Origin of the sequence: Streptomyces sp. NPDC005483, from assembly GCF_040606035.1 — a bacterium.
Classification (GTDB): Bacteria; Actinomycetota; Actinomycetes; order Streptomycetales; family Streptomycetaceae; genus Streptomyces.
In genome coordinates this window covers 480,963-506,636 of record NZ_JBEXEA010000001.1, presented here as the reverse complement: position 1 = coordinate 506,636, position 25,674 = coordinate 480,963, and the positions used below count along the sequence as shown (strand labels likewise).

At 70.7% G+C, this 25,674-nt stretch carries 22 protein-coding genes and 2 pseudogenes; 7 read left to right on the top strand and 17 right to left on the bottom strand.

The annotated features are described in order from the left end of the window. The first annotated feature begins 42 nt into the window (after positions 1 to 42). Positions 43 to 1,464: a lipase maturation factor family protein gene (locus tag ABZT06_RS02270; RefSeq protein WP_355733512.1), complete on the top strand. Its 1,422-nt coding sequence runs from the start codon at positions 43 to 45 to the stop codon at positions 1,462 to 1,464. On the opposite strand, the gene ABZT06_RS02265 is transcribed toward ABZT06_RS02270, so the two are convergent. The 8 genes from ABZT06_RS02265 to ABZT06_RS02230 form a co-directional block, all read right to left on the bottom strand. After that, on the bottom strand, positions 1,452 to 2,279 hold the full coding sequence (locus ABZT06_RS02265) for an amidohydrolase family protein (RefSeq protein ID WP_355733509.1): 828 nt from the start codon (positions 2,277 to 2,279) through the stop codon (positions 1,452 to 1,454). The genes ABZT06_RS02270 and ABZT06_RS02265 overlap by 13 nt on opposite strands. After that, positions 2,276 to 2,590, bottom strand: a complete 315-nt coding sequence (locus ABZT06_RS02260) for an L-rhamnose mutarotase (RefSeq protein ID WP_355733507.1) — start codon at positions 2,588 to 2,590, stop codon at positions 2,276 to 2,278. Before ABZT06_RS02260 ends, ABZT06_RS02265 begins: the two co-directional genes overlap by 4 nt. Continuing rightward, on the bottom strand, positions 2,587 to 3,555 hold the full coding sequence (locus ABZT06_RS02255) for an aldo/keto reductase (protein ID WP_355733505.1): 969 nt from the start codon (positions 3,553 to 3,555) through the stop codon (positions 2,587 to 2,589). The genes ABZT06_RS02260 and ABZT06_RS02255 overlap by 4 nt, the downstream gene beginning before the upstream one ends. Beyond that, complete coding sequence (locus ABZT06_RS02250) at positions 3,552 to 4,307, bottom strand: SDR family oxidoreductase (protein ID WP_355733502.1); 756 nt, start codon at positions 4,305 to 4,307, stop codon at positions 3,552 to 3,554. Before ABZT06_RS02250 ends, ABZT06_RS02255 begins: the two co-directional genes overlap by 4 nt. Continuing rightward, positions 4,304 to 5,653, bottom strand: coding sequence for an L-fuconate dehydratase (locus tag ABZT06_RS02245; protein ID WP_355733499.1), 1,350 nt, complete (start codon positions 5,651 to 5,653; stop codon positions 4,304 to 4,306). The genes ABZT06_RS02250 and ABZT06_RS02245 overlap by 4 nt, the downstream gene beginning before the upstream one ends. A gap of 35 nt (positions 5,654 to 5,688) precedes the next feature. Continuing rightward, positions 5,689 to 6,594 carry an ABC transporter permease gene (locus ABZT06_RS02240; RefSeq protein WP_355734092.1) on the bottom strand — a complete coding sequence of 302 codons (906 nt, stop codon included), beginning with the start codon at positions 6,592 to 6,594 and terminating at the stop codon, positions 5,689 to 5,691. Between the two features lie 127 nt (positions 6,595 to 6,721). Next, positions 6,722 to 8,278, bottom strand: a complete 1,557-nt coding sequence (locus tag ABZT06_RS02235; RefSeq protein ID WP_355733497.1) for a sugar ABC transporter ATP-binding protein — start codon at positions 8,276 to 8,278, stop codon at positions 6,722 to 6,724. Then, positions 8,275 to 9,348, bottom strand: coding sequence for a sugar ABC transporter substrate-binding protein (locus ABZT06_RS02230; protein WP_355733494.1), 1,074 nt, complete (start codon positions 9,346 to 9,348; stop codon positions 8,275 to 8,277). The genes ABZT06_RS02235 and ABZT06_RS02230 overlap by 4 nt, the downstream gene beginning before the upstream one ends. Positions 9,349 to 9,551: 203 nt before the next feature. On the opposite strand from ABZT06_RS02230, the gene ABZT06_RS02225 reads away from it, so the two are divergent. Beyond that, on the top strand, positions 9,552 to 10,253 hold the full coding sequence (locus ABZT06_RS02225) for a FadR/GntR family transcriptional regulator (protein ID WP_355733491.1): 702 nt from the start codon (positions 9,552 to 9,554) through the stop codon (positions 10,251 to 10,253). A gap of 59 nt (positions 10,254 to 10,312) precedes the next feature. After that, positions 10,313 to 10,429, top strand: a pseudogene (locus ABZT06_RS02220) (LacI family transcriptional regulator); the annotation flags it as partial. Positions 10,430 to 10,586: 157 nt separating this feature from the next. Here ABZT06_RS02220 and ABZT06_RS02215 read toward each other — a convergent pair. After that, positions 10,587 to 12,119 carry an alpha-L-fucosidase gene (locus tag ABZT06_RS02215; protein WP_355733488.1) on the bottom strand — a complete coding sequence of 511 codons (1,533 nt, stop codon included), beginning with the start codon at positions 12,117 to 12,119 and terminating at the stop codon, positions 10,587 to 10,589. 10 nt (positions 12,120 to 12,129) lie between these two features. Beyond that, positions 12,130 to 13,950: a family 20 glycosylhydrolase gene (locus tag ABZT06_RS02210; RefSeq protein ID WP_355733485.1), complete on the bottom strand. Its 1,821-nt coding sequence runs from the start codon at positions 13,948 to 13,950 to the stop codon at positions 12,130 to 12,132. Between the two features lie 249 nt (positions 13,951 to 14,199). On the opposite strand from ABZT06_RS02210, the gene ABZT06_RS02205 reads away from it, so the two are divergent. Continuing rightward, a complete protein-coding gene (locus tag ABZT06_RS02205) occupies positions 14,200 to 15,543 on the top strand; it encodes an amidase family protein (protein WP_355733482.1) in 1,344 nt (447 codons plus the stop codon). A 22-nt stretch (positions 15,544 to 15,565) separates the two neighbouring features. Here ABZT06_RS02205 and ABZT06_RS02200 read toward each other — a convergent pair. Continuing rightward, positions 15,566 to 15,953 (bottom strand): annotated as a pseudogene (locus tag ABZT06_RS02200) (GNAT family N-acetyltransferase); the annotation flags it as partial. 50 nt (positions 15,954 to 16,003) lie between these two features. Next, on the bottom strand, positions 16,004 to 16,177 hold the full coding sequence (locus tag ABZT06_RS02195) for a hypothetical protein (RefSeq protein WP_007386357.1): 174 nt from the start codon (positions 16,175 to 16,177) through the stop codon (positions 16,004 to 16,006). A gap of 467 nt (positions 16,178 to 16,644) precedes the next feature. Between ABZT06_RS02195 and ABZT06_RS02190 the strand changes: the two genes are divergently transcribed. Both ABZT06_RS02190 and ABZT06_RS02185 read left to right on the top strand, forming a co-directional pair. Next, positions 16,645 to 16,995: a hypothetical protein gene (locus ABZT06_RS02190; protein WP_355733479.1), complete on the top strand. Its 351-nt coding sequence runs from the start codon at positions 16,645 to 16,647 to the stop codon at positions 16,993 to 16,995. A gap of 25 nt (positions 16,996 to 17,020) precedes the next feature. Next, a complete protein-coding gene (locus ABZT06_RS02185; protein ID WP_355733476.1) occupies positions 17,021 to 17,812 on the top strand; it encodes an SDR family oxidoreductase in 792 nt (263 codons plus the stop codon). Between the two features lie 6 nt (positions 17,813 to 17,818). Here the strand turns inward: ABZT06_RS02185 and ABZT06_RS02180 are convergent, their stop codons facing one another. The 4 genes from ABZT06_RS02180 to ABZT06_RS02165 all read right to left on the bottom strand — a co-directional run bounded on the left by ABZT06_RS02180 (position 17,819) and on the right by ABZT06_RS02165 (position 23,870). After that, entirely contained in the window at positions 17,819 to 18,049 is a 231-nt protein-coding gene (locus ABZT06_RS02180; protein ID WP_355733473.1) for a hypothetical protein, read from the bottom strand. A 105-nt stretch (positions 18,050 to 18,154) separates the two neighbouring features. Then, the gene (locus tag ABZT06_RS02175; RefSeq protein WP_355733470.1) at positions 18,155 to 19,675 is read right to left on the bottom strand and encodes an SDR family NAD(P)-dependent oxidoreductase; all 1,521 of its coding nucleotides are present in this window, start codon (positions 19,673 to 19,675) and stop codon (positions 18,155 to 18,157) included. Positions 19,676 to 19,779: 104 nt separating this feature from the next. Beyond that, complete coding sequence (locus ABZT06_RS02170) at positions 19,780 to 21,108, bottom strand: wax ester/triacylglycerol synthase family O-acyltransferase (RefSeq protein ID WP_355733467.1); 1,329 nt, start codon at positions 21,106 to 21,108, stop codon at positions 19,780 to 19,782. A 158-nt stretch (positions 21,109 to 21,266) separates the two neighbouring features. Beyond that, entirely contained in the window at positions 21,267 to 23,870 is a 2,604-nt protein-coding gene (locus ABZT06_RS02165; RefSeq protein WP_355733464.1) for a PA14 domain-containing protein, read from the bottom strand. Between the two features lie 164 nt (positions 23,871 to 24,034). Here ABZT06_RS02165 and ABZT06_RS02160 point away from each other — a divergent pair, with 164 nt between their 5' ends. Then, positions 24,035 to 24,418, top strand: a complete 384-nt coding sequence (locus ABZT06_RS02160) for a hypothetical protein (RefSeq protein WP_355733462.1) — start codon at positions 24,035 to 24,037, stop codon at positions 24,416 to 24,418. 26 nt (positions 24,419 to 24,444) lie between these two features. Here the strand turns inward: ABZT06_RS02160 and glgC are convergent, their stop codons facing one another. Then, positions 24,445 to 25,665 (bottom strand): glucose-1-phosphate adenylyltransferase, encoded by a 1,221-nt coding sequence (gene glgC, locus ABZT06_RS02155; protein WP_355733459.1) that lies wholly within the window; start codon positions 25,663 to 25,665, stop codon positions 24,445 to 24,447. Positions 25,666 to 25,674 lie beyond the last annotated feature (9 nt).

The window sequence follows — 25,674 nt, the reverse complement described above, 5'->3', positions numbered from 1 at the left end:
CGGAGGGATTCGGCGGGACAATGGAGGCAGGAGAGCACGGCCGTGGACTGGTTCACCGCACCCGGGTACTGGCTGAGCCGGCTGGTCTTCCAGCGGGCTCTGGCCGGGCTGTACTTCGTCGCGTTCCTCGCGGCGGCCCTGCAGTTCCGGGCACTGCTCGGGGAGCGCGGGATGCTGCCCGTCCCGCGTTTCGTGGCGCGGGTACCCTTCCGGCGGGCGCCGAGCCTCTTCCAACTCCACTACTCCGACCGGTTCTTCGCCTGCTGCGCGTGGACGGGCTGCGCGGTGGCGGTGGCGCTGGCGGCGGGCCTCGACTCCCGGCTGCCGCTGTGGGGCGGGATGCTGCTGTGGCTGGTGCCGTGGCTGCTGTATCTGTCGATCGTCAACGTGGGCCAGACCTGGTACGGCTTCGGCTGGGAGTCCCTGCTCCTTGAGGTCGGCTTCCTCGCGGTGTTCCTGGGCAACGACGAAGTGGCCCCGCCGGTCGCGGTGTTGTTCCTGCTGCGCTGGGTCCTGTTCCGGGTCGAGTTCGGCGCGGGTCTCATCAAGATGCGCGGCGACGACTGCTGGCGCAAGCTCACCTGCCTGGACCACCATCACGAGACACAGCCGATGCCAGGTCCGCTGAGCTGGTACTTCCACCATCTGCCGAAGCCGCTGCACCGGGTGGAGGTGGCCGCGAACCACGTCACCCAACTCGCCGTGCCCTTCCTGCTGTTCACCCCGCAGCCGATCGCCACGGCCGCCGCCTCCCTGATGATCGTGACCCAGCTGTGGCTGGTGCTCTCCGGCAACTTCGCCTGGCTGAACTGGATCACGATCGTGCTGGCGGTGCCGGCCCTGGAACTCCCGGGAGACACGCCGCGCCTGCCGGCCACCCCGCTCTGGTACGAGGTGACGGTCCTCGCCGTCGCCGCGCTGCTCCTCGCCCTGAGCTACCACCCGGTCCGCAACATGATCTCCCGGAGCCAGATCATGAACCGCTCCTTCGACCCGCTCCACCTCGTCAACACCTACGGCGCTTTCGGCAGCGTCAGCCGGATCCGCTACGAGGTGGTGGTCGAGGGCACCGCGGACGACGTACCGCGCAGGGACTCCGAGTGGCGGGAGTACGAGTTCAAGGGCAAGCCGGGTGATCCACGGCGGTGGCCGCGCCAGTTCGCGCCCTACCATCTGCGTCTGGACTGGATGATGTGGTTCGCCGCGCTGTCCCCGGCGTACGCCGGGGCGTGGTTCGGCGCGATGGTCGAGCGGCTCCTGGAGAACGACCCCGCCACGCTGAGGCTGTTGCGCCGCTCCCCGTTCCCGGCGGACTCACCGCCCCGCCATGTCCGCGCCCGCCTCTTCCGGTACCGGTACACCACCTGGCGGGAACTGCGGGAGACGGGGGCGTGCTGGGAGCGGACGTATGTACGGGAGTATCTGCCACCGACACGGCTGACGGGGACGGCTCAGAGGTCGTAGACACGGACGGCGGTGCCCTCGAAGATCTGGCCGCTGTCGTGAGCACCGGTCAACTGGCGTGCCACGTCCAGGACTTCACCGTAGGTCGCGGCAAGTGTGCACACCGGCCAGTCCGAGCCGAACATGAGGCGGTCCGGGCCGAAGGCGTCCAGAACCGTGTCGGTGTACGGGCGCAGGTCGTCGATCGTCCAGGCGGCGAGGTCCGCTTCGGTGACCATGCCGGAGAGCTTGCAGACGGTGTTGGGAAGGGCGGCGAGGGCGCGGACGGCCGAGGCCCAGGGTTCCAGGTCGCCGGACGCGATGGGCGGCTTGCCCAAGTGGTCGAGGACGAAGGTGAGGTGAGGGAGGGAGTCGGCCGCCTTCACGCAGGCACGTATCTGGTGCGGAAGGACCACGAGGTCGTACACCAGGCCGGCGTCGGCCACGGCGGTCAGGCCCCGGCGGACGTCCGGGCGCAGCAGCCACTCCGGGTCGGGTTCGCCCTGGACCTGGTGGCGGATGCCCTTGAGGTAGGAGCCACCGGGCAGTTCACGCAGGCGGGCCAGTTCGTCGGCGATGTCGGGGCGGGGCAGGTCCGTCCAGCCGACGACGCCCGCGATGAGGTCGTGCTCGGCCGCGAGGGCCAGGAACTCGGGGGTCTCCTCGGGCACGGTGATCGTCTGGACGAGGACCGTGCGGTCGACGCCTGCCGCGGCGGCTTCCGGTGCGAGGTCCGCCGCCGTGAAGTTCCGTCGCAGGGGGCTGTCCGCGGCGATCCAGTCCTGGTCCCGCACCGACAGGTCCCACACGTGGTGGTGCGCGTCCACGACCGTCACGGCAGCTCCCACACGACGGGCAGGCCGGCGTCGGCGCCCTCGCCGGAGTAGTCGTGCACCACGTCGAGGAGTTCGGCCATGCGGGCCTGCCAGGTGACGTTCACCGGGAGCTTCTCCAGTTCGGCGAGGAGGCGGCCGTAGTCCTCGCACTCCAGGACGTGGAAGAGGTCGGTGCCGCTGCGCCAGATCGTCCAGGAGGTGGCCCCGGCGGCGCGGATCGCGTCGGTGAGTTCGGCGGGGACCTCGCGGTGGGCGGCCTCGTACTCCTCGACGCGGTCCGCGCGGACCTTGGTGTGCAGGGCGACTCTCATGACGGCTCCTCGGCGGTCAGGAGGCCGGTGTCGCGCAGCTCCTGCCAGTAGGCGGGGGGCACCGGAGTGGCGAACTGCTCGGCGGCGTCCCTGACTTCGGCCGCCGAGCGGGCGCCCACGAGGACGCTGGCGACGGCCGGGTGGGCCGCGCAGAAGGCGAGGGCGGCGGCCCGCAGGCTGATGCCGTGCCGCTCGGCGATCTCCCGCATGCGCAGGGCCCGGTCCAGCAGGTCCCCGGGAGACTGTGCGTAGTTGTACGTCGCGCCGGGCCTCGGATCCGCCAGCAGACCGGAGTTGAACGCGCCGCCGATCACCACGGAGACGCCTCGCTCGACGGCGGCGGGCAGCAGCTCGGTGAGCGCGCTCTGGTCGAGCAGGGTGTAGCGGCCGGCGCACAGCACCACGTCGACGTCGGTCTCGCGGACGAAGCGGGTGAGCATCTCGGCCTGGTTCATGCCGGCGCCGATCGCCCGGACCACACCCTCGGCGCGAAGCTTCTCCAGGGCCGGATAGCCCTCACGGAAGGCCGCTTCGGCGTGGTCGTCGGGGTCGTGGAGGTAGACGACGTCCACGTGGTCCAGGCCGAGGCGTTCGAGGCTCGCTTCCAGGGTGCGGCGTACGCCGTCCGCGCTGAAGTCCCAGACGCGGCGCCGGGTTGCGGGGACCGCGAAGCCGTTCGCGAGGTCGTCGCCGCCGTCCGTGGACGGCTCCAGCCGGCGGCCGACCTTCGTGGAGATCGTGTACTCGGCGCGAGGGCGCTCCCGAAGGGCCTCCCCCAGGCGCTGCTCCGCCAGTCCGAGGCCGTAGTGCGGGGCGGTGTCGAAGTAGCGGACGCCGCTCCGCCAGGCGGTGTCGACCGCTTCGTGCGCCTGCTCGTCGGTCACCTCGGTGAAGAGGTTGCCGATGACGGCACCGCCGAAGCCCAGCCCGCTGACCGGGACGCCGCTGCTGCCGAGGGTGTTCACTGATCCACCGGCCTCAGGCGCAGGCCCTGCATGCCGCCGTCGACGGCGAGGGAGGTGCCGGTGGTGGCGCCCGAGAGGGGACTCGCCAGGTAGGCGATGGCACCCGCGACCTCGTCCGCCGAGACGAGTCGGCCGGTGGGCTGGCGGGCTTCCAGGGCGGCGCGCTCGGCGGCCGGGTCGGGGGCCTTGGCGAGGAGGCGCCCGATCCACGGGGTGTCCGCCGTACCGGGGTTGACGCAGTTCACGCGGATGCCCTCGCGGACATGGTCGGCGGCCATGGCGAGAGTCAGGGAGTACACGGCCCCCTTGGTCGCGCTGTACAGAGCCCGCCGCGGGAGCCCCGCGGTGGCGGCGATGGAGGAGGTGTTCACGATCGCGGCGTGCGACGACTCACGCAGGTGGGGCAGGGCGGCACGGGCCACCCGGACCATGCCGACGACATTGACGTCGAGGACGCGGTGCCATTCCTCGTCGTCGTTGTCCGCGACCGTGCCCTGGGCGCCGATGCCCGCATTGTTGACCACGATGTCGAGTCCGCCGAGGTCGGCGGCTGCAGCGGCGACGGCTTCGCGGACGGAGGCGTCATCGGTGACGTCGGCGCGGTAGGCGAGCAGGGGCTTGTCGACCGAGGACGGGTCCAGGTCGAGGACGGCGACCTGGGCGCCGCGCGCGAGAAGGAGTTCGGCGGTGGCCCGGCCGATGCCGGAGGCGCCGCCCGTCACCAGGGCCCTCAGGCCCTCGAAGTCGCTCATGCCGCCTGCCCCTTCTTCTGTGTGTCGTCGGCGAGGTCTTCTGCCCAGAAGGCCCCGTCCGGGAACGTGTACCGCGCGATGGACTCCGGGCGCATGGCCGCCGAGAAGCCCGGTGCGGTGGGTGCCGTGTAGTGGCCCTCGCGGATCACCACGGGGTCCAGGAAGTGGTCGTGCAGATGGTCGACGTACTCGATGACCCGGTCCTCGGTGGTGCCGGTGACGGCCACGTAGTCGAACATCGACAGGTGCTGGACGAGTTCGCACAGGCCGACCCCGCCGGCGTGCGGGCAGACCGGCACGCCGAACTTGGCCGCCAGCAGCAGGATGGCGAGGTTCTCGTTGACGCCGCCGACGCGGGCCGCGTCGATCTGCACGACGTCGAGAGCGCCTGCCTGGAGGAGCTGCTTGAAGACGACCCGGTTCTGGACGTGCTCGCCGGTGGCCACCTTCACCGGGGCGACCGCCTTGCGGACGGCGGCGTGGCCGAGGATGTCGTCGGGGCTGGTGGGCTCCTCGATCCAGTACGGGTCGAACTCGGCGAGCGCCTTGGTCCAGCGGATCGCCTCGTCGACGTCCCAGCGCTGGTTGGCGTCGATCGCCATGCGGATGCCGGGGCCGACGACCCGGCGGGCGACCCGGCAGCGCCGTATGTCGTCCTCCAGGTCCGCGCCGACCTTGAGCTTGATCTGCCGGAAGCCGTCGGCGACGGCCGCGGCGGCGAGCCGGGTGAGCTTCTCGTCGTCGTAGCCGAGCCAGCCGGCGGAGGTGGTGTAGCCGGGGTAGCCGCGCTCCAGAAGGCTCTCGACGCGCTCCTGCGAGCCCGCACGCCCCCGCCGCAGGATCTCCAGCGCCTCCTCGGGGGTGAGCGCGTCCGTGAGGTAGCGGAAGTCGATCTGAGCGACCAGCCACTCGGGGTCACCCTCGGCCAGCAGCCTCCACAGGGGCTTGTCCGCGCGCTTGGCGGCCAGGTCCCACACGGCGTTGACGACCGCGCCGATCGCCATGTGCATCACGCCCTTCTCGGGGCCGAGCCAGCGCAGCTGGCTGTCGCCGATCAGGTCGCGGTTCAACGTCCCCGGGTCCGCGCACAGTTCGTCGACGGACCGTCCGACCACATGCCCGCGCAGCGCCTCTATCGCGGCGACCTGGACCTCGTTGCCCCGCCCGATGGTGAAGGTGAATCCGTGCCCCTCGTGCCCGTCGGCCGCGTCCGTGCGCAGCACGACGTAGGCCGCCGAGTAGTCGGGGTCCGGGTTCATCGCGTCGGAGCCGTCGAGCTCGCGCGAGGTGGGGAAGCGGATGTCGTAGGTGTCTACCGCGGTGACGCGGGCGGGGGTCGAGGACACGGAAGGCCTTTCGGTAGGTGACGGGACGGGCGGGCTCAGTCCTGGGCGCGTCCCGTCGTCACACGGGCGATCATGAGGGCTACCAGGATGATTCCGCCGTAGATGGCCTGGATCCAGAAGGACGGCACCTGGGCGAGGGTGAGCAGGTTCTGTACGACACCGAGCAGGAGTACGCCGGTCAAGGCGCCGAACATGGTGCCCTTGCCGCCGTCGAGGCTGATGCCGCCGATCACCGCGGCCGCGAACACCGTGAAGATCATGTTCTGGCCCTGGTTGGCGCTGATCGCGCCGACGTAGCCGGTCTGCATGATGCCGCCGACCGAGGCGAGAACACCCGCGACGACGAACACTCCGAGCATCACGCGCTCCACGCGGATGCCGGCGGCGCGGGCCGCGTCCGGGTTGCCGCCGATGGCGTACAGGGAGCGGCCGACGCGGTGGTACTTCAGGACGAAACCGGTGACGGCGAAGGCGACGGCGGCGAGCCACACGGACATCGGGATGTTGAGGAAGGTGGTCGTGGCCAGGGAGTAGAAGCTGTCCGGCATACCGAAGAGGGTCTTGCCCTTGGTGGCGCCGACGAGCAGTCCGCGCAGCACGATCAGCATCGCCAGCGTCACGATGAACGCGTTGAGCTTGAACTTCACGACCAGGATGCCGTTGAAGGCGCCGACCAGCGCACCGACGACGAGGATCGCCAGCATGGCGAGGACGGCCGGGAACTCGGTCCCCCAGCCGGACTGCGCGGCGGGCAGGACGAGAAGGGCTCCCACGGCGGGCGCGATGCCGACGACCGACTCCAGGGAGAGGTCGAACTTGCCGGTGATCAGGACGAGCGACTCGGCCAGCACCACCATCGCGAGGGCCGCCGAGGCGCCGAGGATCGAGATCAGGTTGCGCTCGGTGAGGAACGAGTCGTTCACGAACGCGCCGAGCACCATCAGCAGCAACAGGGCGGGAACGAGGGCGAGTTCGCGGGCCCGGCGCAGCAGGACCGTCCGGGTGCCGCTCGGGGTCTTCGTCCCGCCCCGCGCGGGAGTGGCGGTCGGCGTCTCCGAGGCTTTCATCTCAGTCACCCGGGCCTGCCCCTCGTCGGCCGGGGGTCCGGGGGTTGTCCCCCGGGGAGCCGCTGTAGCCATGGTGGTCCACTCCTTCGATGGAGGCGATCAGCTCGTGGTCGCGCCAGCCGGCCGGGTGTTCGGCGACCACGCGGCCGTGGAAGAGGACGAGGACGCGGTCGCAGCGGCGCAGGTCGTCGAGTTCGTCGGAGACGACGAGGACCGCGGTGCCGTCCTCGCGGGCGGTGTCCACGCGGGAGAGCAGGGACTCCTTGGACTTCACATCGACGCCCGCGGTGGGGTTGATGAGGACCAGCAGGCGGGGGTCGGAGGCGAGGGCGCGGGCCATGACGACCTTCTGCGCGTTGCCGCCGGAGAGGTCGGAGACGGGCTGGTCGGGGCCCTCGGTGTGGATGTCGAGGCGGTCGATGAGCTCGGTGGCGAAGCCGCGTCTGCGGTCGGTGCCGACGAAGCCGTAACGGCCGAGCCGGTCCAGCACGCTGAGGGTGGCGTTGTCGCCGATGGTCATGCCGAACACCAGGCCCTGGTCGTGCCGGTCGCGCGGCACGAAGCCGACGCCGGCCTTCAAGGAGGCCTGTACATCGCCGAACGGCAGTGGCTTTCCATCGAGTTGCGCCGTGCCGCTGGTCGGGGTGTGCAGTCCCGTGAAGCACTCGGCGAGCTCGATCTTGCCGCTGCCGCTGATGCCGGCGAGTCCGACGACCTCACCGCGGCGCACGGTGAGGTCGACGTCGTCGTAGGCGTCGGAGGTGAGGCCGCGGGCGTCGAGGAGGACGGGCGCGTCGTCCTCGACCTCCCTGAGCTGGACGGCCTGTTCGGCGACGGTCTCGCCTGCCATGGCCTCGATCAGGGCGGCCCGGGGCATGTCGGCGACCGGGGCCGTGGTGATCCAGCGGGCGTCCCTGAGGACCGTCACCGTCTGGCACACCTCGTACACCTCCTGGAGGTGGTGCGAGATGAACAGGAAGGTGACACCGGAGTCCTGGAGCGAACGCATCCTGCTGAAGAGCCGCTCGATCTCCCGTTTGTCGAGCTGCGCGGTCGGCTCGTCGAGGACGATGAAGCGGGCGCCGAAGCTCAACGCCCGTGCGATCTCCACCATTTGGCGGTCCTCGACCTTGAGGTCGGCGGTGCGCGCCTCCGGGTCGACGCTCACGTCCCAGGTGTCGAGGAGCTCGGCTGCCTCCTTCTGCAGCCTGCGCCAGCTGATGAAGCCCTTCCGCAGCGGCTGCCGGTTGATGAAGAGGTTCTCGGCGACCGTCAGCTCGGGTACGACGGTGGGCTTCTGGTAGACGCAGGCGACCTTGCTCCGCCAGGCGTCCCGGTCGGTGAGCGCGGGCGCGGGCTCGCCGTCGAAGCGGACGGTTCCCTCGTCGGGGGCCTGGAGACCGGTGAGGACGGTGACGAGGGTGGACTTGCCCGCGCCGTTGCGGCCGACGAGCGCGTGCGACTCCCCGGGCAGGACGGTGAGGCGGCCGTCCGCGAGGGCGGTCGTGGGGCCGTACCGCTTGACGACCCCCTGAGCTTCAACGAGTGGGGTGCTCATTTGACCGTGTTGCCCCACAGCTTGGGGTCGTCGACGTTGTCCTTGGTGATCAGGGGCGCGGGCAGCTGGTCCTCAAGGATGCCGCTCGACAACTTGACGATCGTCGAGTCGTGATCCGTCGGGCCGGGCTTGAAGGTCTTCCCCTGCATCGCCGCCTTGATGTAGTACATGCCGTACTTGGCGTACAGGTCGGCCGGCTGGGAGACCGTGGCGTCGATCTCGCCCTTGCGGATGGCGTCGAACTCCTGCGGGATGCCGTCGTTGGAGACGATCGCGATGTGGCCCGCCTGCCCGGCCTTCTTCAGCATGCCCTTGGACTTGAGGGTCTGCAGGGTCGGCGCGAGGTAGACGCCGCCGGCCTGCATGTAGATGCCCTTGATGTCGGGGTTGGCGTTCAGGAGGGTGCTCAGCTGCGAGGCGGCCGTGTCGGACTCCCACTTGGCGGGGATCTCCAGCACCTTGAGCTTCGGGAAGTTCTTCTTCACGCAGGCCCGGAAGGCCTCGGAGCGGTCGCGTCCGTTGACGGAGGCCAGGTCACCCATGATCTGGACGACCTTGCCCGAGGGGATCTGCTCCCCGAGGTACTGGCAGGCCTTCTCGCCGTACGACACGTTGTTCGCCCGTACGACCATGGCGACCTTGCCCTTGTCGGGGGCCACGTCGACCGCGACGACCGGGACGCCCTTGCGTTCGGCCTGGTCGAGGCCGGCCTCGATGGCCGCGCTGTCCAGGGGGGCGACGACCAGGCCCTTCACCCCCTGGTTGAGCTCGTTGTTGATGTCGGTGATCTGCTGGGAGGGATCGCTGTTGGAGTTGACCGTCTTCAGCGTGTCCACCCCCTCGGACTTGGCCATCTTGGGCACGTAGTCGTTGTACGACTGCCAGAACGGCGAGGTCAGCAGCGGCAGGATCACTCCTACCTTGCCGGTCCCGTCGCCGCCTTCGGTGCCGGCGCTGCCGGTGTCCTTGGTGCTGCCGCACGCGGCGAGCACGAGCGAGGCGCTCGCGGCCGCGGCCACCGCACCGATGATGCGCATTCTGTTCCGCTTCCCCACTGGCCTGTCGGGCATCTGACGGCTCCTCGTTGAGCGTGTTTCGCGTGATCCAGCATGAGCGTGTTCGAGCAGATGACGGCATACTTATCAGACCACTCGGGCTTGGCAATACCCTCTGGCGGCATATTTTCCCGTCTTCGGGCCATAGTGGTCCGACCACATCGACGGTTAGACTGCGGCGCACCCGGTGAGTCGTAGCCGGTGAGTGGAGGAGTGGCGTGGAGGAGACAGCCCCGCAGAAGGGCACCGTGACGCAACGCGCCATCGAGCAGATCAAGGCGATGATCGGCGAGGGCCGCCTCGAGCCGGGCCAGCGGCTGCCGACCGAGCGTGATCTGGCCGTACAGCTGGGCATCTCCCGCAGTTCGATGCGGGAGGCGATCCGCGCGCTGACGGTGCTGGGCGTGCTGGAGGCGCGGCACGGCTCGGGCATCTACGTCACCCAGCTGGAGGCCGGTGACCTGCTGGAGACCTTCGGGGTGGTCGCCGACCTGTCCCGGGGCCCGCAGCTGGTGGAGCTCCTGGAGGTGCGCCGCATCCTGGAGTCGACGGCGACCGCGCTGGCCGCCGCCCGCATCACGCCGGACCAGCTGGCCGAGGTCGAGAAACACCTCACGGCGATGAACGCCACCGACGACCCGGAGGAGATCCTCGCCCACGACCTGGCCTTCCACCGGGAGATCGCGGTGGCGGCCGGCAACGACACGATGGCGGCGATCCTGGAGGGCCTGTCGTCCCGCACCTTCCGGGCCCGGGTCTGGCGCGGCTACCAGGAGGAGGGCGCGTTCGAACGGACGCGCCGCGAGCATGCCGCGATCCACCGGGCCCTGGTCGCCCACGACCCGGAGGCGGCCCGGGCCGCGGCGGCCGCGCACGTGGGCGAGGTGGAGGAGTGGCTGCGGGCACAGCTCGGGGCATGACGGAAGGGGCGTGCAGGGCGGGGAGTATGGGAGCGGGTCTCAGGCCCTGGTGAACCGTCCGTGCCGCGGCCGGGGAACTGACCGCCCTGCTGGACTGCGGCCCGGCACTCACGGTACGGGTTCCGGTACCGCGGCTGGTCGTGCGGGACGGCACGGGGTGGCGCCGCAGCGCCTGAGAGCCCGGGGGGACATCGGGCACCCCGGAGCGACGATGGCCGTGTGCGGACACGGGGAGCGCTCTGTGCCGTCACAGCACCGAGCACTCCCGGCACAGCGTCACCGGCCACCGGCCCGGCCGGCAGGTCGCCGGCGTCCCGGTGGCCGTCCGCTCTCTCAGACCTGGGACCTGTACAGCCCGAACTCCGCCATGTGCAGGGCGCTTCGGGACTGTGTCACCCGCAGCCGCCACCGCCGCGCCCGTACCGGGGCCGGCAACAGGAGGATGCGGCTCGCGCCGATCGTGCCGGCGGCCGTGATCTCCGTCCAGGCGCCGTCACGGAACGCCTCGACGACGAAGCTCTCCACCTGCTGGCCGTGCCGGATGTCCTCCGCGAGACGGATGCGGTCGACCTCCGTCTCGCGGCCCAGGTCCAGTGTCACGCGGTCCGATGCCGTGGTCCTGCGGGCGCCCCGGGCCAGATCGCGGGGCAGTTCGCGCTCGATCCGCTCACGGAACTCGCGCAGCCGGACGACGTCCGTGCCGTGCAGCAGGCCGTCGGTGTCCGGCGGGACGTTCAGCAGCAGTACCGCGTTGCGGCCCACCGACCCGAAGTAGATGTCCGTCAAGTAGTCGACGGACTTGGGCTGTTGGTCGGCGTGGTAGAACCAGCCGTCGCGGATGGAGACGTCGCACTCGGCGGGCCACCACTGGAGGTAGTCCGTCGCGGGCCGCGCCTTCACCAGGGCGGTACGACTGCCCTCGTCCGGGGTGTCGTAGGACAGGGCCCAGTCGGTGCGGCCGTACTGGTTCTCCTTGACCGGGATGACGCTCCACTCGTCCTCGCGCGCGATGCCGCTCTCGTTGCCGACCCAGCGCAGGTCGGGGCCGGTGACGGCGATCGCCGCGTCCGGGGCGAGGGTGCGGACCAGGGTGTACCAGCTGTCCCAGTCGTAGCTCTCCACCTTGTCGGGCGGGATGTGCCCCTGGGCGCCGTCGAACCACACCTCGTCCACGGGCCCGTACTCGGTCAGCACCTCGTACAGGGTGTTGAGCATGTGGGCGCCGTAGTCGGTCGCGGGGAGGGTGAAGAAGCGGTCCGGCGTACGGTCGTCGCCCGCCACGAGGGTCGGTATCGTGCGCGGGGAACGGGCGCTGCCATTGGCGTAGACGCCGTGGAGGTACTGGTTCTCGTCGGCGGGTGAGATGTAGACGCCGACCTTGAGGCCGTACCGTCGCATGGAGTCGGCGAAGGAGCGCAGCACGTCGCCCTGGCCGCCCCGCCAACTGCTCGAGGCCACCGAGTGGCCGGTGTAGCGGGAGGGGTGGAGGACGAAGCCGTCGTGGTGCTTGACGGTGAGGATGGCCAGTTTGAAGCCGCCGTCCTTCAGGGCTGCGGCCCACTGGTCGGTGTCGAGGCCGGCCGGCTGGAAGACGTCCGGGTCCTCGTCGCCGGTGCCCCACTCCAGGCCGGTGAAGGTGTTCACACCGAAGTGCAGGAACGCGGTCCGTTCCAGGCTCTGCCAGGCGATCTGCCGTGCGGTGGGCCGGACTTGGGACGCCTTGCGGACGAGGTCGGCCTCGGTGTCGTCCGGCGAGACGGGGATGCGGTAGCGGAGGTCACCGTCGAGGGCCGCCGCCGGGCCCGGAATGCCGGTCACGGCGAGGCCGGCGGCGGCTGTGACGAAGAGGCGTCTGGAGACGGACATGGGGTGCTCCTCAGCTCAGGTGCCAGACTGCGGGAGTTCGTTGATCGGCCGGGTACTGCACGAGCCGGTTGTCGTCCGTGAGGGTGAGCGCCATCCGGGTGATCGCGTTGACGAGCCGGTAGCCGCCCGCCGCGGGCTCCAGCACCCAGCGCTGCAAGGTGCCGGTCGCGTCGCAGGTGTCCCAGGTCGCCTCGACCCCGGGCTGCAGCGGCACGTTCAGGGTGAGCTTGCCTGCGCTGATCGCGAGGCAGCCGGCCGCCGAGCGGAGGGTCACATAGCCGTCCGCCGTGCGCTGCACGGAGGCTGTGAAGGACTGCCCGAAGGTGTACGTCCCGTCCTTCACCGGCACCCGGGTCAGGTCCCGCCAGCCGGGTGCGTGTCCGACTGCCGTACCGCGGGCCACGAACTCGGCGTAGGTCGCGTCGGGACGCGGGTCGCCCCAGGTGGCCTGGGCGATGTGCCGCAGTGCGGGCCAGAGCCGTACGGCGACCTCGTTCTCGGTCTCACCGCGCCCGTTGTCCGGCCACAGGCTGATCTTCGCGCCGGTGACGCCCCGGGAGGAGGTCAGCTTCTCGCCCTCGAAACTGCGCGGGTCCCAACTCTGGTCGTACAGCGACTCGGTGTCGCTATGGAAGCCGCCGCGGATGAGGTAGAGCGAGTACGCGGAGTTCATCACCGAGTACCCCTGCGCGATGAGCCCGCTCGGCTTCACCGCCACGTTCAGCCAGTGCTCGACGGTGGTGTCCTTGTCGACCGGCACGGTGTTGGCGCCGGTCAGCCCGTCGTTCCAGATGCGCAGCCGCACGCCCTTGCCCGCCGCGTAGTCGTGGACGCGGTTGACGAAGTCGACGAAGGCGTCCTGCGGGGTGGCGGCCGAACCGTACTTCTCCCGGGCGTACTCGAGGATCTGCGGGTACTTCGCGAAGTCGGAGCCGAGCATGTACTCGTCGGCACCCATGTGCCAGGACTTCGAGGTGAAGACCTGGGCGTACTCGTCCATCAGGCTCGTGTAGTAGTCGAAGGCCGCCTGCTGGGTGATGTCGAGCCGCGCGGGCTGCTTGTTTCCGTCGGAGTCGGTCAGCTGGAGGTCCGGGCGGTTCTCGATCCAGGGGTCCATGTGCCCGGGGGAGTTGATCTCGGGGATGATCTCGACGTGGTACTTGTCGCCGAGCGCGACGAGCTGCCGTATCTCGTCCTTGGTGTAGTAGCCCCAGGTGTTCGCCTCGGGGTGGGCCTCGCTCTTGACCTTCAGTTCCACCAGCAGCTGGTTGAGCTTGTTGTAGGCCATCTCGCGGACGAGGTTCTCCAGCCAGGGCAGCGAGATGTGGATGTAGCAGGCGCACACACCGACACCCCGCTCCTTGTAGCGCGGCACGTCGACCGTGCGTCCGGCGGGGACGCGGTCGCCCTGGGCGAGGAGCTGGAGCAGGGTCCGGGTGCCGTAGAAGGCTCCGGTCTCGGTGGCTCCGGTGATCGACAGGCTACTGCCGGCGTGGAGTTCGTAACCCTCGGCGCCGAGGGAGCTCCGGGACGGCCTGACGTCGACAACGATGTCACCGGTACGGGCTCCGCCACCTACGACGGGGACCGAGCCGTGGCCTGCCGCCCGCAGATCACCGGCCAGCGTGTCGGCGACCCTGCGTTCGGCCGGGTCGTCCGCGACCAGCCGGGCCCCGGGCCGGTAGACGTAGGCGCCCGACTCGGGGGTCCACCGGGTCAGGGCGGGCACCGTGACCGGCTTCCCCTCCTCGGAGCGGGCGACCGCCGGGACGGGCGCCAGGAGCAACGCCAGCAGCGCCACGACGGCGGCGAATCTCAGCCGTTTCCTCATGAGTGACTCCCTATTCATCGGGTGGCTGATAATTGAGGCCACCAGAAGAGCTGTCAACGGGGCTGAATCGGCCGAGAGTTGCGCAAGAGATCGGATGACCTGCTGGTCGGCGACGCACACCTGGCCTCACCCCTCGCGAAAAGTCCAAGAAGACCCGTCCGAATGTCCAAGCGCGAGCGCTCTCGACGTGACGTCCACCTCCGGGCAGAGTTCTCCCTACGTACTCGCGAGTAGCCCCGAGGAGCGCACGTGACCAGCTGGGTCGGCCGTACCGCCGCCGAGATCGCCGCCGCCGTCCGCGAGAAGCGGGCCGCGCCCCGGGAGGTCCTGGCCGAGCACCTCGCCCGGATCGAGAAACTTGACGGACGTATCGGGGCGTTCCGGCTGGTGCGGGCCGAGGCGGCACTGGCGGAGGCCGACGAGGTGGGCTCCCGGGGCGACCTCGGCGAACTCCCCCTGGCCGGTGTGCCCGTGGCGGTCAAGGACAACCTCGCCGTGCGCGGGGAGACGAACCGCGTCGGTTCCGCCGCGACCCCGGACACGCCCACCGAGGCCGACCACGAGGTCGTGGCCCGGCTGCGGGCCGCGGGCGCGGTGGTCGTGGGGCTGACGAACGTCCCGGAGCTGTGCGTCTTCGGTACCACGGAGGGCGTCCACGGCACCTCCCGCAACCCCTGGGACACCTCGCGCACGGCGGGCGGCTCGTCCGGTGGCAGCGCGGCCGCGGTCGCCGCGGGCCTGGTCCCGATCGCCCTCGGCAACGACGGCATGGGCTCCCTGCGCATTCCCGCCGCCAACTGCGGGCTCGTCACGCTGAAGCCCGGGTCGGGGGTGGTGCCGGCAGGCATCAGTGAAGGCGACTGGTTCGGCATGTCCGAAAACGGTCCCCTGGCGACCACGGTCGAGGACGCCCGCCTGCTGCTTTCGGTCATCGCCGGCACCGAGTTCCTACGACGGGACGCGCCCGCCACGCTCGACGTCGCCGTGTCCCTGCGCAGCCCCCTCGCCGGGGTCACGATCAGCGCGCCGTATACGAACGCGGTCCGCGAGGCGGCGGGGCTGCTGATCAAGGCGGGGCATCAGGTGCGGCGCGCCGACCCGCCGTACCCGCTCTCGCTGAGCGTGACCTCGCTGGCCACCTGGACGGCGGGCACCTCGGTGGACGCGGCCGGTCTGGACCCGCGGCAGCTGGCCCGGCGCACCCGGGTGCACGCGGCGATCGGCCGGCGCTTCGTCAAGGGCGTCCGGAAGGGCAGAGCCCGGCAGGAACTGCGCGAGCGCCTGGAGCCGTTCTTCGCCGAGCACGACGTGCTGCTGATGCCGGCCCTGGCCCGGCGATCCCCCAAGGCCGAGGCCTGGCACGAGCGGGGCTGGCTGCGCAACGTCCTGGTCAACACCAACTACTCGCCGCTGACCCCACCGTGGAACCTCACCGGCTGGCCGGCGATGTCGGTCCCGCTCGGCACCCTGCCCTCGGGCGCCCCCACCGCCGTCCAACTGGTGGCCCGGCCCGGATCGGAGACGGTGCTGCTGGAGGTCGCGGAGGAACTGGAGCGGCGGCAGCCGTGGCGGCGGACGGCGCCGCTCGACTGAACACCGGGCCTGGAGAGCTCGATAGCGAGGTCCACAGCTTCACGGCCGGGTTGGTCTCGACACCGGCGTTGAGGACCATGCCCGGTAGCCGTCCGCCGCGGCGGCCAGGACGTGCTCGGCGAGGGCACGACCGATGCCGCGGCCGCCCTGCTCGGGGCCGACCACAAAGCCGGCGTCGGCTATCCGGATGCGGGGCCGCCGCAGTGGGGGTGACACAGGCCGAGGCGTCGCAGGCGCCGGTCTCGTCCTCGACGACGTGGACGCGCCCGGCCGGGTGCGTCCACAGGGCGCGCGCTGCTTCTTCGGAGGTGCCGGGGGTCCCGGGCGCAGGTCTCGCCCGCGGCCACGATCCGGTGCCAGAACGGCGAGATCCGTGGCCGGTTGTCGGCCACGGCTTCTCTGATCAGCATGGGCGTGAGTTCGCACGCCCATGCCGTCGGCGATCGCGAAGATCCTGCGGTCAGTCCACGCTGGGCAGGATGTGGGGCTCGGCGAGGTCGTCCTCGTAGCCCGCGAGACGGATGGGGGCGGAGCGCGCCCACACGTCAAGACTGCCGATGTCTCCGGGCCGTCGGCCCGCACGCTCCGGGCGTTCCTTGGGGCGCTGTTCGCGATTCGTCTTCTCCGGTGTCACCGCGCACTCCTTATGTGTCGGGCTCACCCTCGGGACGTGCCTCTCCAACCTACGGTCGGTGCCTGGACGTCCGCTCGGGCCTGGGTAGAGATCGGTTCGGACGCGGTGGCGCCGTGCAACTCATATGAGAGCAGGCCGTGATGACCGGCTTGTCCCGGGACGGACTGTGGGTGTGGGTGGGACCCCGTACTGCCGTCCGTCGGCTACAGATTAACCAGATGAGCGGGGGTCCGCTCGATAGGCGCTGAAAACAAGGTGTAACCATTGCAATTCACCTTGACGTTTCCGGCCGTGTTCGGCCTGTTTTGTCATTTGATGCGCCTTTCCGAAGTCACTCGTTCGGCCTACGGCTCGACCGGCCCTCCGAGCCGTCGAGGTCGCGCAGTTCAAGTCCCGTTGGCCGGATCGCAAGGCACGCATGCTGTGCTGACCCGTGGCAACGGCCGGACCGGCGGGAGGTCTGACGCATGGAACTGCGCAGTGTCGACGAGCTGATGGATCTGCTGCACGCCTGCGGCAGCGAACACGCCCTGCGGACCGCCGCACTGCTGCGCCGCAGTCGGCCCGCGGACAAGGAGCTCCAGGTGGCGGGCCTGCTCCTGGGCACCGGCCAGGCGGCCGAGGTCTTCCACGCACTTCTCGGGGAACGGGTCTACCGCCTGGTGCGCCGGCACGGCCCCGCCACCGACGACGACCTGTTGCTCCTGGCGGGCGAGGAGAGCCTGACATCCCGGTTCGACGCCGGCGTCCTGGAGGACTGGCGTGCCGTCCTGGAGCTGGTCGCGGCACGCAACTCCCGTCTGGAGACTGTTGACTGACGGTTCGTCATGAGACGGTACGGCGATGACGTCGTCGTACGGACTGCACGGCAGGGCTGCCCTGGTGACCGGCGGCACCCGCGGGATCGGGCGCGAGGTCGCCCGGCAACTGGCCGACGCCGGCGCGCGGGTGTGTGTCACGGCCAGGGACCGGGAGGACGTCCGGCGGACCGCCGTCGAACTCGGCGGTATCGGGCTCGCGGGCAGCGTCGCGGACCCCGCGCATCCGCGAGCCGTCGTGGACCTCACCCTGCGTGAGTTCGGCCGACTCGACATCCTGGTCAACAACGCGGCGACGAATCAGCCGTACGGCCCCCTCATGGAGGTCGATCCGGACGCCTGGCGCGAGGCCTTCACCGTCAATGTCGAGGGACCGCTGCGACTGGTGCAGGCGGCGTGGCGCGGGTGGATGCGGGAGCACGGCGGGGCGGTGGTCAACGTCTGCACGGAGGGCGCCGGGCACGTGGGGCCGAACGTCGGCGCGTACGGCACCGGCAAGGCGGCGCTGCTTCACCTCACCCAGCAGCTGGCGGGCGAGCTGGCGCCCGGGGTGCGGGTCAACTCCGTCTCCCCCGGGCTGGTACGGACGGAGATGGCGCGGTTCGTGTGGGAGAAAGGTCCCGTCGAACTGCCGCTGGGGCGGATCGGCGAGCCCGGGGACATCGCGCGGGCCGTGGTGTGGCTCGCGTCCGACGCGGCCGAGTGGATCACCGGGGCGGATCTGCTGGTGGACGGGGGCACGCGGGTGCGGGCGGCGCACCCGGGCGGGTACACCGTCCATGACCGGCTGCGGTCCGGCGCGCCGCCGCACTCATGACCGCTGTCAGGGGAACAGGGCGATGCCCATGACGACGATCAGGCCCACGAAGACGACGAACGCGATCATGCCCCAGCTCCAGGGGTGCCTGATCGGGTCGGCGGCACCGCCGCGGGGCCGGTCCTCCGGGAGCTCGTGCTGGACCGGACGGTCGCTCGCGTAGAACTCCTCGTCGGTCGGGTAGTGGTTGCGCGGATCGTTGAAGGCGCGCGGATCGATGCTGTGGGGACCTGCCATGACAACTCCTGGCGCGGGTGGCGCGGAGAACTCTCCGGACTCCGGGTTCCCCACCGACGGCGGCCCACACGCCAGGGCCGCCGTCGAGCGGTCAGGGCCGCCGGCTCACCACTTCCCGGGCACGTAGTCCTTCAGGAAGACCCCGTACACGTCCTCGCCGTCCTCGCCGCGCACGATCGGGTCGTACACGCGGGCCGCGCCGTCGACCAGGTCGAGGGGGGCGTGGAAGCCCTCCTCGGCGAGGCGGAGCTTGTCGAAGTGGGGGCGTTCGTCGGTGATCCAGCCGGTGTCGACGGAGGTCATGAGGATGCCGTCGGTCTGGAACATCTCCTGGGCGCTGGTCCGCGTGACCATGTTCATGGCGGCCTTGGCGGCGTTGGTGTTGGGGTGGCCCGCGCCCTTGTAGCCGCGGCCGAAGACGCCCTCCATCGCCGAGACGTTCACCACGTAGGAGCGGCCGCTCCTGGCCTTCTTCGCGGCGTCGGCCATGGCCGGGCGCAACGCGCTGATCAGGATGAACGGTGCCGTGTAGTTGCACAGCTGGGTCTCGAGGAGCTCCACCGGGGAGATCTGCTCGATGGTCTGGACCCAGGTGTTGCTGTCGACGACGTCGGGGACGAGACCGCCCGCGTCGATGGCGGTGCCGTCGAGGTGCCGGGCCACGCTGGCGTTGCCCGCGACCAGGGCGAGGTCGGCGACCTGCTGGGCGTCGAGACCGGAGATCCCGGCGGGCAGGGAGGCGAGTCCGTCGACCGCGCCGGAGCCGAAGGCGCCGATGACGTGGTGGGCGGGGAGTTCACCGGCGGGCAGCGGGGCGCTCTCGCCGTCGACCAGGGCGGCGTAGGCGGAGGGCAGCCGGCGTACGGTCTGCGTCGCGTTGTTGACGAGGATGTCTAGCGGGCCCGCCTCGGCGACCTGCTCCGCGAGGGCCACGGCCTGCGCGGGGTCGCGCAGGTCGATGCCGACGACCTCCAGGCGGTGGATCCAGTCCCCGGAGTCGTCCATGGCCTTGAAGCGGCGGATGGCGTCCTTCGGGAAGCGCGTGGTGATCGTGGTGTGGGCGCCGTCGCGCAGCAGCCTCAGCGCGATGTACATGCCGATCTTGGCGCGGCCGCCGGTGAGCAGGGCGCGCTTGCCGCTGAGGTCGGCGCGGACGTCGCGCTTGGTGCGGTTCAGCGCGGCGCAGTCCGGACAGAGCTGGTGGTAGAAGTAGTCGACCTCGACGTAGCGGGTCTTGCAGGTGTAGCAGGAGCGCGGGCGCTGGAGTATCCCGGCGATCCTGCCCTCCTCGGTGACCGACGACGGCAGGATGCCCTCGGTCTCGTCGTCGATCCGCTGGGCGGAGCCGGTCGCCGTGGCCTCCGTGACCGCCTTGTCGTGGGCGGTCTTGGCGGCCCGGCGCTCCTGCCGGCGGCGCTGCTTCACCGTGCGGTAGATGCCGGCGGTGGCCCGGCGCACGGCGATCGCGTCGGGGTGGTCGACGTCCAGCTTGTCGAGCTCGTCGAGCACGCCGAGGCAGACGGCCAGCCGCTCCGGGTCGATGCCGGGGCCGTGCACGACCTCGTCACCGGGCTCGCGCACGACCTCGTCCGTGATCGTCGCCGAGCCGTCCTCTGTCACCGTCATCGCGCTGCCGTTTCCCTGGTCACCCGTGCGGCGCTGTGCCGCGTCCGCTTGCCGAACGCGGAATTTTACTTCAGCGCGGGGCCCGGCCCGCAATCCGGAAACGATCAAGAACCGCAGGCGGTCAGCAGTTCCTTCACCTCCTCGGTCAGCGCCCGGGCGAACCGGTCCAGGTCAGGCACCGCTTCCGCGTCGGCGACCAGGCCGTAGTGGACCTGTCCCCGGTACGTCGAGATGGCGACCGCGAGGGACTGGCCGCGGGCCAGCGGGGCGAAGGGGTAGACCTCGGTGACCGGGTTGCCGCCGAGCTTCAGGCCGATGCTGGGCAGCGGCACGCTGGTGACCAGGATGTCGAACCAGAACCGGGCGCCCTGACCGGCCAGGGGCCCGCCGAGGCGGTGGCCGAGGGCGGGGACGTGGTCGGCGAGCAGGGCGACGGCGCCCGCGCCGCGGTGGGGGCCGGCGTCCTTCTTGCGGTCCATGGCCATGCGGACCGTGTCCAGGCGGCCCAGCGGGTCGGGGTCGTCGACCGGAAGCCGCACCAGGTATCCGGAGAGCCGGTTGCCCTGCGGGTGCGCGGTGCGCGGACGGCGCCGGGAGACGGGGATCAGGGCGCGGGGCGTCACGCCCGCGCTGCCGTCGCCGCGTTCGTCCAGCCAGCGGCGCAGGGCACCCGCGACGACCGCGATCAGGACGTCGTTGACGGTGCCGCCCCGGCTCTTGCGGACCCGGTGCACGTCGTCGAGGTCGACGACGACTCCGGCGGTGCGCCGGGTACCGCTCGGCTCGGAGGTCAGGGCGGCGGAGGAGCGCACGCCCACGGAGGACAAGGCGACGGAGGCGCCGATGTCGAGGGCGCGGCCGACGTCGGAGACGGCGCTCCGGAGGAGGTCGGGCAGCTTGCGCACGTCCGGGAGCAGGCTCTTCGCGGGCTCCTCGGGGCGTGGCCTGCGTGCGGGCAGGTCCATCGGGTCCAGGACGGCGGCGGCGAGCGTCAGGGCCCGCAGTCCGTCGGCCAGGGCGTGGTGGAACTTGAAGAGCACGGCGAAGGAGACGCCGTCCTCCCCCGGCAGCACATGCGCCTCCCACGGCGGCCGTTCGCGGTCCAGCGGCCGCTGCATGAGCCGGCCGGCCTCGGTCTGGAAGTCCGCGGTCGGGGCGTGCAGCAGGACGTGCCGCAGCGGGTCGAAGTCGGGGTCGGGGACGCGGGCGGCGCCCCCGAAGGCGTACGGGAAGCCGAGCGGCCACACGTCCCGGATCCGCATCCGCAGACCGGGCACGGCCGCGGCCCGGCCGGCGAGCAGGTCGGCCGCGTGGGCGCCGGCGGTGGGCGAGTGTGCCGTGAAGACGCCGAGCGCTCCCAGGTGCATCGGATGCTCGGCGGATTCCATGTTCCAGAACGCCAGGTCGAGAGGGGCCAACAGGTCAGGAGTCAATGGCTTGCCTCTCGCCGACAACGGGTGGGCCAGCAGTCAATCGCCCTTCAGCGATTACGGTCAAGTACGATCAAGCTACGCTCAGTTAACAGCAGATTAAGTCCCGCCCCTGGGAAAGGGGCGGGACACGTGGTGCGGATGGGGTCATCCGCCGGTGATCAACACCCGGCCGGAGTCGCCCGGGACGCATCCCGGATGAGGGCCTGGTGTGCCGCCCTGACCCGCTCGACGTCCGGTTTCAGGACCTCGCGGTCGTAAGTGAGCAGCCCGTTCAGCTCACCCTCGACGTCCGAGATCTGGGTGTATACGGCCGCGTTGCCGCCTCGGCAGGCCAGGGTGCGTACCTCGTCGAGCTTGGCCAGGTAGTCGTCGGTGTAGGTCGCCGGGTCGACGTCGACGTACGACTGCTGTACGGACCAGGCGTGTCCGGGGACCGCCAGGCCGAGGCCGCCGTACTCACCGCTCACCAGGGCACGTCGGCCGTCCGGGTGAGGCGGCAGGGCGGGACTGGGATAGCCGTGCTCGTCCATGATGTCGCCGGCGCCGCCGTCGGCTCCGAGGTTGAGGCCCGACTGGTTGTTCACCAGGCGGGTCGGATCCCAGGCCTTGGCCTGCTCGGCGATCCGGCCGACGTCGTACTGCCCCCAGCCCTCGTTGAAGGTCACCCACATGACGACCGACGGACTGCTGATGTGCTGGTCGATCATCTGTTTCAGCTCACGCTCGTACTCGGCGCGGGCTGCGGGGCCCGGATTCACCCCCGCGGTCATCGCGGGCATGTCCTGCCACACCATCAGGCCCAGCCGGTCGGCCCAGTAGAACCAGCGGTCGGGCTCGACCTTGATGTGCTTGCGCACCGCGTTGAAGCCGAGCTGTTTGTGGACCCTGAGGTCGTACGCGAGGGCCTCGTCGGTGGGTGCGGTGTGCAGGCCGTCGGGCCAGAAGCCCTGGTCGAGGGTGGCCATCATGAAGACCGGCGCACCGTTGAGGACCGTGCGCGGGGTGCCGTTCACGTTCTCGACGGCGATGGAGCGCATCCCGAAGTAACTGCCCACCCGGTCGGCGCCGACGGACACCTTCAGGCCGTACAGGAACGGGTCGTCGGGTGACCACAGGCGCGGGGTCGCGAGGGTGAGGGTGAGCGGCTCACCGGTACGGCCGTGGGCCGTGGCGACCCTCCGCTTTCCGTCGTACGCCGTCGCCGTGACCGGTACGCCGTCGCGGACGCCCCGCGCCTCGACCGTCAGCCGGCCGGCGGAGACGTCGGGGGTCAGCTTGAGGGAGTCGACGTGGTCGCGGGCCACTGGCTCCATCCAGACGGTCTGCCAGATGCCGGAGGACGGGGTGTACCAGATGCCGCTCGGGTCGAGGCGCTGCTTGCCGAGGGGAGGGTTCTCACCGTCGGCCCCGTCCGTCGGGTCGTACACGCCGACGATCAGTTCCTGGGTGCGGCCGGGCTTCAGCGCGTCGGTGATGTCGGCGCCGAACTTGTCGTAGCCGCCGGTGTGTTCGGCGACCCTGGTGCCGTTGACGTACACCTCGGACCGCCAGTCGACCGCGCCGAAGTTGAGCCGGAGTCGGGTGCCGGAGCCGATGTGCCAGCCGGCCGGGACGGTGAAGGTGCGGCGGTACCACATGCGGTCCTCGTGCCGTTCCAGGCCGGAGAGCTGGGACTCCACGGGGTACGGGACGAGGATCCGCTCGGCCAGGTTCCTGCCGACCGGCGGCTGTTCTCCCGCCTCGGCGGCGGCGAACTGCCAGCGCCCGTTGAGGTTCTGCCACGCGTCGCGGGTCAACTGCGGGCGCGGGTACTCGGGATGGGCGTTGCCGGGGCCCACCTCCTCGGCCCACTTGGTCCGCAGCTCGTACGTCGAGCGGTTGGGGCCGCTGCTCCAGAAGGCGTTGACAACGTTGCCGTCGGCGCTGGTGAGCCCGCCCTCGCCGTCGTAGCGGAGGTCGGCGGTGCCACGCGCGGTGCCGGTCCTGTTGCCCACAACGGGTTCGGCGAGGGCGACGAGAAGGGCCCGGGGGTCTCGTGGGTCCTGTGTCGCCGCGCCCAGGGGCCACTTGGCGCCGCCGATCACCGCCTGGAGGTGGTCGGTGAGGCCGGCCGGGGGCGCGGCGAGCGGCTGGGCGAAGTCGAGCTTCAGGGTGCGGCCGGTACCGAGGACGGTGGTCGCGACCGGGCCGTCGTAGTCGTAGCCCTCGGGGAGCCGGAACGCCGACTGCGGTACGGCCTCCTTGGTGCCGCCGGGCTGGATCCAGCGCAGGTGGAGGTTGGAGCCGCCGTAGTGCTCGAAGTACTCGACCTTGATGTCGTAGGACTGTCCGGCGGTCAACTCGACGGGCTGCGCGCTCTGTTCGCGGTCCCAGTCGTCGACCCAGTGGTCGATGAGGAGCTGTCCGCCGATCCACAGGCGGAAGCCGTTGTCACCGGTGACGGAGAAGGTGTGGGGGCCGGACACCGCCGGTACGAGCCTGCCGGTCCAGCGGACGCTGACGTCGTCCGCGCGGCCGGTCGCGGCGGCGAGCCGGGGTTCCAGGGTGTCGAAGTCGAGGTTCGGGTCGAAGGTGGTGGCCTTGAGCTCGTGGAAGTCGAAGGCGCCGGGGGCGGACTGGGTCCAGTACTCGCCCTTGAGTCCGCGGGCCTCGACCGGGTCGTCGGCCAGGGCGGGGGTCGAGGTCAGACCGGCGACCCCGAGGAGGGCGGCGAACAGTAACGCCAGCCGGCCTCTGAGGCGGGTGAGGTGCCTGCTGTGCATGGAAGCCTCCATAACAACGTTGTCATGGGCAGGAGTTGGCATGACAACACGGATTCCGGCCTCCGTCCAGGGACATGACAAGTCCGCCAGCGCATGCCGTCGCCGCGCCGCGCGCGGACAATGGGCACAAGACCCCCCTCCTCTGCCGGAAGAAGGCGACGGAGATGCCGAAGGTTTCCCGCGACACGGCCACCCAGGGCGGCGACTACGGGGCGGTCGTCGACCGCGCCGAAGAGTTCGGCGACTACACGGTCGACTTCGTGACGTTCCGCGAGGACATCGACCACCGGCCTCTGCTCAAGGGGCTGCCCGACGACCGCTGCCAGTGCCCGCACTGGGGCTACGTCTTCCGGGGCGAACTCACCTTCCACTACGCGGACCACGACGAGGTGTACCACGAGGGCGACGCGTTCTACGCCCCCGCCGGACATGTACCGGTCCACACCGAGCCGGGCAGCGAGTACCTCCAGATCAGCCCCTCGGACGAGCTGCGCCGGACCAGCGAGGTGATCATGAAGAACTTCGAGTCCCTGCGGGGACAGGGCTGAACTGACCCCGCAGGTCGAAGATCGGGCTAGGACACCAGCTGGCCCTTCCCGAGCGCGATCACCCCGCCCTTGGACACGGTGTACAGCTCCGCGTCCCGCTCCGGGTTCACGCCGATCGTGGCGCCGGGCGGGACCTCGACGTTCTTGTCGAGGACGGCGCCGCGGACCACCGCGCCCCGTCCGATCTTGACGTTGTCGTGGAGTACCGAACCCTGGACGACGGCCCCCGGGTCGACCAGCACACCGGGCGAGAGCACGGAACGGGTGACCTGGCCGCGGATCAGGCAGCCCGCGCTGATGATGGACTCGCTGGCGATGCCGCCCGCGTTGAAACGGGCCGGTGAGAGCTGGTAGGAGTGGGTGTAGATGGGCCACTGCCGGTTGTAGAGGTTGAAGGCGGGGCGCTCGGCGATCAGGTCCATGTGGGCGTCGTAGTAGGCGTCCAGGGTGCCCACGTCCCGCCAGTAGCCGCGGTCGCGGGTGGTCTCGCCGGGGACGTGGTTGGCGCTGAAGTCGTAGAGCTGGGCCTCGCCGCGGTCGGTGAGCTGGGGCAGGATCGAACCGCCCATGTCGTGCACGGAGTGCTCGTCCTCGGAGTCCCGCTGGAGCGCCTCGATCAGCGCCTTGGTGGTGAAGATGTAGTTGCCCATCGAGGCGAACACGCACTCCGGGTCGTCCGCGAGGCCCGGCGGGTCGGCGGGCTTCTCCAGGAAGCGCTCCACGGTGAGGCCGTCGGAGCCCGGGGAGATCACCCCGAACGACGGGGACTCCGCGCGCGGCACGCGGATCCCGGCCACCGTGACACCCGCGCCGGACTCGATGTGCTGGGTGAGCATCTGGCGCGGGTCCATGCGGTACACGTGGTCGGCGCCGAACACCGCGACGTACTCGGGACGCTCGTCGTAGAGCAGGTTCAGGGACTGCAGGATCGCGTCCGCGCTGCCCAGGTACCAGCGCGGGCCCAGGCGCTGCTGGGCGGGCACCGGCGTGACGTAGTTGCCGAGCAGGCTCGACATCCGCCAGGTGGTCGTGATGTGCCGGTCCAGCGAGTGCGACTTGTACTGCGTGAGCACGCAGATGCGCAGGACGTCGGCGTTGACGAGGTTGGACAGGACGAAGTCGACCAGTCGGTACGTCCCTCCGAAGGTGACCGCTGGTTTGGCGCGGTCCGCGGTCAGGGGCATCAGGCGTTTGCCTTCCCCGCCCGCGAGTACGATGCCGAGCACCGAAGGTCCGCCACGACGCATGGCCGCTCC